The sequence below is a fragment of the Xenorhabdus bovienii genome (assembly GCF_024721015.1).
In the GTDB taxonomy this organism is placed as follows: domain Bacteria; phylum Pseudomonadota; class Gammaproteobacteria; order Enterobacterales; family Enterobacteriaceae; genus Xenorhabdus; species Xenorhabdus bovienii.
The window spans coordinates 1-8,079 of record NZ_JANAIF010000103.1; the positions used below are offsets into that span (position 1 = coordinate 1).

Below are 8,079 nucleotides of genomic sequence, written 5' to 3' on the forward strand. Positions count from 1 at the left end.
CACTGGCATTTACTCTCGTTTGGTTACCAATGTGGGCTGATTGATTTATGAACATAAAACATCAACAGTCCCTAATAACCATTTAAATTGAATGTGTATTATCACATTGATTTTTCCATATGAAAGGTTTAAAACCACCGTCTTTAGACGGTGACTTTGACTTTAATTCTTTGACCTATGCGCGTTTACGAGGTGCGTGGTCCGACGACTTTCAGTCGTCGGCACCGAAGTGCGCTAACCCACCTACTTCAGTAGGTGGTAGTTAAGTTTAATTAAAATTAATGTAGTGATTTCAAAAATGAGAAGACAGTCGTGAAATGGTTATATTGAAGATTGATATAACTGATTAGTTTTTTGAAAAATTTTGAAGTTGAAAAGGAAAGAGCAGAAGAAAAAAGGATGCGTTGCTGCAAAGAGCACACATCCTTTTTTGAAGATTATTTAGCCAGATATTTTTCGATAGCGTGTTGAATTCCAGTGGCATCTAACCCTAAATCAGCTCGGATCTCTTCCTGTGTTCCCTGAGGGATAAAGTGATCAGGCAAACCGAGGTTTAATACCGGAACAGGCTGACCTGTTTGCATCAGCAGTTCATTGACGCCGCTGCCTGCCCCACCCATGATGGCGTTTTCTTCCAGAGTGACCAACATATCATGGCTGGCTGCTATTTCTAGCACTAGTTGGTTATCCAGTGGTTTAATAAAGCGCATATCAACAACGGTTGCGTTCAAGGCTTCAGCGGATTGCAATGCGTCTGGCAGCAGCGTTCCGAAGTTCAGGATAGCAATGCGTTCTCCCTGACGGCGAACTATACCTTTACCGATTGGCAATGCCTCCAGTGGCTGGAGTTCAGCACCTGTTCCGGTTCCACGAGGATAACGAACAGCCGCCGGGCCGTTCTGATAGTGATGGCCAGTATGCAGCATCTGACGGCACTCATTTTCATCACTGGGTGCCATGATCACCATATTTGGGATACAACGCAGGAATGAGAGGTCGAATGCACCTTGATGAGTCTGTCCGTCCGAGCCGACAATGCCGCCACGATCGATGGCAAACAGCACGGGCAGATTCTGGATGGCGACGTCATGGATCACCTGATCATAAGCACGTTGTAGGAAGGTGGAGTAAATTGCCACAATCGGTTTGTAACCACCAATAGCCAGCCCTGCCGCAAAAGTGACAGAGTGTTGTTCGGCAATAGCCACGTCAAAGTATTGTTCAGGGTATTCACGGGAGAAACGAACCATACCTGAGCCTTCCCGCATGGCAGGGGTGATCGCCATCAGTTTTTTATCATGGGCAGCTTCTTCACACAGCCAGTCACCGAAGATCTTGGAAAATGTCGGGCGGGTATCTGAACTTTTCGGCAAGGAACCTGTAGCCGGATCGAATTTAGGGACAGCATGCCAACCGATGGGATCTTTTTCCGCAGGGGCATAGCCACGGCCTTTTTTGGTCATGATATGCAGGAATTGCGGCCCTTTCAGCTCACGCATATTTTTCAGGGTCTGGGTCAGAGCCAATACGTCATGGCCATCGACAGGACCGATGTAGTTAAACCCTAGCTCTTCGAACAGCGTTCCGGGAACGACCATGCCTTTGAGATGTTCTTCGGTTTTCTTCAGTAACTCTTTGATGGGAGGCAGGTTGGAAAAGACTTTTTTGCCCCCTTCACGCAGGGTTGTATACAATTTGCCTGAAAGAAGATGCGCCAGGTGGTTATTCAAAGCGCCAACGTTTTCAGAAATGGACATTTCATTGTCATTGAGGATAACCAGCATATCGGGATCGATGTCCCCGGCATGGTTCATAGCTTCGAAAGCCATGCCAGCAGTGATAGCTCCATCACCAATGACGCAGACGGTTTTGCGACCTTTGTCTTCATGTTTTGCCGCAATGGCCATACCCAATCCAGCACTAATTGAAGTGGATGAATGGCCGACACATAGGGTGTCATATTCACTTTCATCTCGCCACGGGAAGGGGTGGAGCCCATTTTTCTGACGAATAGTGTTAATGTGATCACGGCGTCCGGTCAATATTTTGTGCGGATAGGCCTGATGACCGACATCCCAAACTAAATTGTCAAACGGTGTTTTATAAACATAATGAAGTGCGACTGTTAATTCGACAGTGCCGAGGCCGGAAGCAAAGTGGCCGCTGGAGCGACTGACACTGTTTAGCAAAAATTGACGCAGTTCGTCGCATAACTTTGGCAAAGTGTCTTTGGGTAGCAGGCGAAGTTCTTCGGGAGTTTCCGCCAATGCCAATGTTGGATATTTCGCTATATCAATGCTCATGCTATGCCCGTTAAAATGCTATCCCGTTAGAAGTTGAATATTAAGAACCCTGTTGTTATCAGTGTGTAATTTCTGGGTTCGCCTCATGAGGCCATTTTATTGATTATTGGATTGCTATTATAACCGATGAATAATATAACCAGTGATTAATGTAACTAGTAACTAATATGATCGGTGATTGTTATGGCTCACTTTTTTAACTGTTTCTTTCGATGATAAAACCAGCCAGTTTTTTTAAGATCACGGTGTTATAGGATTGTTTTTCCAGTTCCGTGAGTGCGGCGAGCGCTTCTTCATAGAGATCCCTCGCTTTTTTCTTGGCTTGTTCCAAACCTAATAGCGCAGGATAAGTGCTTTTACCAAGTTGCTGATCGTTCCCCTGCCGCTTGCCGATAACGTCTGTATTGCCAATGACATCCAGAATATCATCATGTACCTGAAATGCGAGGCCAATGGCTTGAGCATATTGATCCAGTAAAGGGAGTACTTCACGGCCACGTTGCCCAGCACTGTAAGCCCCAAGCCTGACGGCTGTACGTATTAATGCGCCTGTTTTATGCCGATGGATTTGTTCCAGAGCAGCAAGGTCGATCTGTTTTCCCTCGGCTTCCAAATCCAGTGACTGCCCTCTGCACATGCCAGCAAGACCACTCGCTGTTGCCAGTTCAGCAACCATTGCAAGGCGATCGGATAAGACAATATTTGGCATATCTTGCTTTGCCAGTATCTCAAATGCCAATGACTGTAATGCATCTCCAGCCAGAATTGCCAGACTCTCACCAAATTTGATATGGCAGGTAGGTTGACCACGGCGTAAATCGTCGTTGTCCATTGCCGGCAAATCATCATGGATCAGTGAATAGGCATGAATGCATTCTAAGGCGAGAGCAGGAGCATCAAGACTCTCTCTGGAAAGGCCAAACATTTCGCCCACGCTGTAAACCAAAAATGGGCGCAACCGCTTGCCGCCTAGTACCGCGCCATGCAGCATAGCTGTCGCTAATGGGCTGTCCAAAAAAGGTAATGAAGAAAATGTTGCTATCAGCTTGTCATTGACATGCTGCTGACAAGCGCTTAATTGCTCTTCAAAAGGAGTCTTATATTGTTCAGACATAAATTTACTCAGCGTCAGGCGAAAATTCATCAAGTGGCGATTGTGCATCATGATTCAATAAAATCTGCACTCTTTGCTCCGCCTGTTGGAGGGTTTTTTGTCCCTGCCTTGCAAGTTGAATACCGCGTTCAAACTCATTTAATGCACTTTCTAAGGGAAGTTTCCCTGATTCCAGACGAGTGACAATTTCCTCCAGCTCTTTCAGGGAAGTTTCAAACGCTGGTGTCTGTTCGATTTCTGATGTTTGATTTGCTTTAGACATAATGATTTAAGGTATGATTATTTAACGAATTACAGTCAAGCAAGTTCGCTACAGAATTGCAGAGTACCCTACTACACTGGAAGAAATAAATCATTCGTTACCGCTGTTTTTTTACAGTCGATATAGTGAGATTGGTGTTATACTCTACGCCCTATCTAACTGAACACTTAAGAACAATCATTGATATTGATTGTGATAGTTCAACATTGAATGACTACTATATCTTACTATGAAGTTTATCATTAAATTATTCCCAGAAATTACGATTAAGAGCCAGACCGTCCGGTTACGTTTTATTAAAATCCTTGCCAGCAATATCCGCAATGTGCTGAAAACATTATCAGAGGAGATTGCTGTTGTCCGCCACTGGGATAATATCGAAGTTCGGGCTAAAAATGATAACCTTGGTGCTGAAATTTGTGATGCACTAACACGTATTCCGGGTATTCACCATATCTTGCAAGTAGAAGAACGAGATTTTCGTGACTTGCATCATATCTTTGAACAAACCTACGAAGCCTATGGCCATTTGCTGCATGGAAAAACATTTTGTGTGCGTGTAAAGCGTCGAGGTAAGCATAGCTTCACTTCCAATGAAGTCGAACGATATGTCGGTGGTGGCCTAAATCAGCACATTGAATCCGCCAAAGTGAAATTAACGCATCCGGATGTAACGGTAAATTTAGAGATCGAACAGGATATACTGATTCTGGTTAAAGCCCGCCATGAAGGGATAGGTGGTTTTCCTATCGGGACACAGGAAGATGTACTGTCGTTGATTTCAGGTGGGTTTGATTCCGGTGTTTCCAGTTACATGCTAATGCGCCGTGGCTGCCGCGTACACTACTGTTTCTTTAATCTTGGCGGTGCTGCTCATGAAATTGGCGTGAAACAGGTCGCCCATTATTTGTGGAATCGGTTTGGTAGTTCCCATAAAGTCCGTTTTGTTGCTGTTGATTTCGAGCCCGTTGTCGCGGAGATCCTCGAAAAAGTGGATGACGGTCAGATGGGCGTTGTACTGAAAAGAATGATGGTCAGGGCATCTTCCAGTATTGCGGAGCGCTACGGTGTACAGGCAATTGTGACCGGAGAGGCTTTGGGGCAGGTATCCAGCCAGACTTTGACTAACTTAAGGCTGATTGATAATGCTTCTGATACGCTGATCCTCCGCCCTCTGATTTCTCACGATAAAGAGCACATCATTAAGTTGGCTCGTGAGATTGGCACGGAAGATTTTGCTCGTACCATGCCTGAATTTTGTGGCGTTATTTCAAAAAGTCCAACTGTGAAAGCGGTGAAAGCCAAAATTGAAGCGGAAGAAGCCAATTTTGATTTTGAGATTCTGGATCGTGTGGTAAGTGAAGCTCAGAATTTGGATATCCGCCAGATTGCACAGCAGGCCTGTGAGCAGGTTGTTGAAGTGGAAACTGTCACTGAATTTTCCACCAGTGATGTGCTACTGGATATCCGTGCGCCAGATGAGCAAGATGATCGCCCATTAAGCGTGGATGGAATCGAAATTCAGTCATTGCCTTTCTATAAATTGGGCACTCAGTTTGGTGATCTGCCAAAAGAGAAAAATTACCTGCTTTATTGTGAAAGAGGCGTGATGAGCCGCTTACAGGCTCTTTATCTGCGAGAGCAAGGTTTTGAGAACGTGAAGATTTATCGGCCTTGATCTGAAATCAGGGCAGCAGAACTGCTTACAGGAATAATATTCTGTAAGCAGCCTGTGCAAATCCGATTTTTATTGCTGATGCTGGTAATTATTGACGCTAGGTGGCAATACCAGTTGTGTAGCAACTTCCGCTGCCTTCTCTTTCCCCTTCAGCAGTTCAATCAGCTTCAGTGCAAAATCAAAAGTGGTAGCAGGCCCTTGACTGGTCAGCAAATTGACCCTTTCATCAAAATAGACCCGACGGTCGATCCATTTTTCCGGCGCGATTTTATCCCGCATGCTGGGATAACCTGTCATATTTCCGATAGGAAAGAGTTGATGATATTCCAGAACGATGGCAGGAGATGCACAGATTGCTGCAATGATTTTGCCTTGGCTGTGTGCTGTTCGAATTTTTTCTACCACTAACGGGCTATCACGGAAACATTCTGCTCCTTTTATTCCTCCTGGTAGGATAATGGCATCAAAATCTTCATCAACAACATTAACCAAAGGTGTATCGGCAACGATTTTGACTCCACGTGAACAGGTTAGTATGAGGACACCATCTGTTGCGGCACTGGCTACGGTAACATTAATCTCTGCTCGAACCAGTAAATCAATAGTGATAACGGCTTCGGTTTCTTCACTGCCGTGAGCCAGGCAGATGAGGGCTGAGGCGTTCATATTCCTCCTCCTTTCGTTTAATAAATTGATAAATAATAGTATTTTCTTTGATGGACAGCCCATAAGCACGGGCTCGGCGTAGTAAAAAACCTGTAATGTAATCTATTTCTGTATGCCGTTGTGCTCGTATATCCTGTAGCATGGATGAATAATTTTCAGAAGTCTGTTCAATCACATTCATAACATAATCAACAAGCATCTGTTTGGTCGTATGTAGATTATCGCGTTCCATCACTTGGTGAATTTCGTCGCACAGTAAATCGATTTGCGCAGTATGCTGCAATAGATTGCCATTTTTGCAGTCATAAATTACTGTGAGTGGATTGATAATACAGTTGACGGCAAGCTTGAGCCAACTGATGGTGTGGATTTCATTGTGCCATGCCACATCGGGCAGTGCATAGTGTAAGACATCCGCCAGAAAACTGAATTTATCGGCGTTAGCCGTTGTGGAACCAATATGGGTAATACCTTGCGATTTGTGGTAAACAATGCCATTTTCCTGATAGGAGCCGTGAGTGGTCACACCAAGTAAAATGGGGTTGGGCAAAGGTAAAAATTCTTCCTGTGATCCCATTCCATTGTGTAGTAACAGGATCGGACAATGAGGAGAAAGTTTAGGGGCGAGGTTATTGATGGCATCAGAAACTTGCCATGCTTTTAAACAAACGAGCAACAATTCGCTTTCGGCGAGATGCTTTTCGTCATTGGCAGAAAATTGTTGATCAAATACCTTACCATTGAAATTATCGATACGAACCGAGACAAAAGGTTGTGGAACCCTTATCCATGCTTGAATGTCGTGATTTTGCTGGGATAAGGCCACAAGCCACAGTTTACCTATAGCACCACAGCCAAGAACGGTGATTTTCATATACTTCCTTGAGATGAGAGGCGCTTTTATGGAGAACCTCGAAACAATGCTGATTTCAAACGGCCTTAAATCAAACGATCTCAAATCAAACGACCTTAAAAAGTAGCGTAAATGCCAAAAGATCGCAGAACCTCCCGAGTATAGATCTTTTGCCAATAATGGAAAGCGGTTATCATGCCAACTTATTGATAAGCAGGAGGTGACTGGTAATGCCATCATTTGATATTGTTTCAGAAGTTGATATGCAGGAAGTGCGTAACGCAGTAGAGAACGCACAGAGAGAATTAACCAATCGCTGGGATTTTCGCAACGTCAATGCGAGTTTTGAATTAAACGAGAAGAACGAATCAGTTAAGATTGCGAGTGAATCTGACTTTCAAGTCAACCAATTGGTTGACATACTCCGTGAAAAATTTGCCAAACGTGGAATCGATGGTTCGGTGCTTAATGTTGCCGAAAATATGGTTCACAGTGGTAAAACCTATAGTGTAGAGGCAACCTTCCTGCAAGGTATCGATACACCATTGGCGAAGAAGATTGTGAAGCTGATCAAAGACAGCAAACTAAAAGTGCAGGCACAGATTCAGGGTGAACAAGTTCGGGTTACGGGCAAAGCGCGGGATGACCTGCAAAGTGTGATGACACTGGTTCGTGGTGCAGAGTTGGGGCAACCTTTCCAGTTTACTAATTTCCGTGACTAACTTTCGGTAATCGACGGATTTGTTTTTTGGATTGACCAAAATATTTAAGGGAAGCGGAGTAATTTCAGTAATTACTAATGCTTCCCTTAATAAATTTTCCATCAAATAAACTTGATTATTTTTATTTAAAATGATTTCCGAGTAGATTTCTATTTTTTTATAGAATGCTATTCATAATATAATACTAATAAATGATGAGGTATAAAGTTAAAAATGCGTGAGTTAGGATGATGACCTAAGTTATATAGTGAGACATGTAATTCTAATTTTAAAAAAGGAGAGTTTATGTCAAAGTTAACTCAGTTGGATCCTCTCAGTGAAGAATCTTACCGTTTAGATCATTTTATTCCGGCAACAGAAACAACAAAATTTAGTTATACATCTGGAAGAGTTGCTTTACCCGTTTATACGCAATTAACTTGAAGAGGCGGGTTTTAAAATCTGGAAGTTATCAGTCAACCGAGTGGTGAGCTCTTTCGCT

At 43.7% G+C, this 8,079-nt stretch carries 8 protein-coding genes; 3 read left to right on the forward strand and 5 right to left on the reverse strand.

Going from position 1 to position 8,079, the window contains the following annotated elements:
- Window positions 1–437 precede the first annotated feature (437 nt).
- The 3 genes from dxs to xseB form a co-directional block, all read right to left on the reverse strand.
- Window positions 438–2,303, reverse strand: coding sequence for a 1-deoxy-D-xylulose-5-phosphate synthase (gene dxs / locus NXS07_RS17665; protein ID WP_038221989.1), 1,866 nt, complete (start codon window positions 2,301–2,303; stop codon window positions 438–440).
- A 196-nt stretch (window positions 2,304–2,499) separates the two neighbouring features.
- Window positions 2,500–3,417, reverse strand: coding sequence for a (2E,6E)-farnesyl diphosphate synthase (gene ispA, locus NXS07_RS17670; RefSeq protein WP_258087285.1), 918 nt, complete (start codon window positions 3,415–3,417; stop codon window positions 2,500–2,502).
- Window positions 3,418–3,421: 4 nt separating this feature from the next.
- Window positions 3,422–3,679, reverse strand: a complete 258-nt coding sequence (gene xseB / locus NXS07_RS17675; RefSeq protein ID WP_038187498.1) for an exodeoxyribonuclease VII small subunit — start codon at window positions 3,677–3,679, stop codon at window positions 3,422–3,424.
- A 229-nt stretch (window positions 3,680–3,908) separates the two neighbouring features.
- Here xseB and thiI point away from each other — a divergent pair, with 229 nt between their 5' ends.
- The gene (thiI, locus tag NXS07_RS17680; protein WP_038191984.1) at window positions 3,909–5,357 is read left to right on the forward strand and encodes a tRNA uracil 4-sulfurtransferase ThiI; all 1,449 of its coding nucleotides are present in this window, start codon (window positions 3,909–3,911) and stop codon (window positions 5,355–5,357) included.
- Window positions 5,358–5,426: 69 nt separating this feature from the next.
- On the opposite strand, the gene yajL is transcribed toward thiI, so the two are convergent.
- Entirely contained in the window at window positions 5,427–6,023 is a 597-nt protein-coding gene (gene yajL, locus NXS07_RS17685) for a protein deglycase YajL (protein ID WP_038191982.1), read from the reverse strand.
- Entirely contained in the window at window positions 5,983–6,897 is a 915-nt protein-coding gene (panE, locus tag NXS07_RS17690) for a 2-dehydropantoate 2-reductase (RefSeq protein ID WP_038191980.1), read from the reverse strand. The genes yajL and panE overlap by 41 nt, the downstream gene beginning before the upstream one ends.
- A 209-nt stretch (window positions 6,898–7,106) precedes the next feature.
- Between panE and NXS07_RS17695 the strand changes: the two genes are divergently transcribed.
- Both NXS07_RS17695 and NXS07_RS17700 read left to right on the forward strand, forming a co-directional pair.
- Window positions 7,107–7,598, forward strand: a complete 492-nt coding sequence (locus NXS07_RS17695) for a YajQ family cyclic di-GMP-binding protein (RefSeq protein WP_038205477.1) — start codon at window positions 7,107–7,109, stop codon at window positions 7,596–7,598.
- Between the two features lie 285 nt (window positions 7,599–7,883).
- Complete coding sequence (locus NXS07_RS17700) at window positions 7,884–8,021, forward strand: hypothetical protein (protein ID WP_258087286.1); 138 nt, start codon at window positions 7,884–7,886, stop codon at window positions 8,019–8,021.
- The last annotated feature ends 58 nt before the right edge of the window (window positions 8,022–8,079 follow it).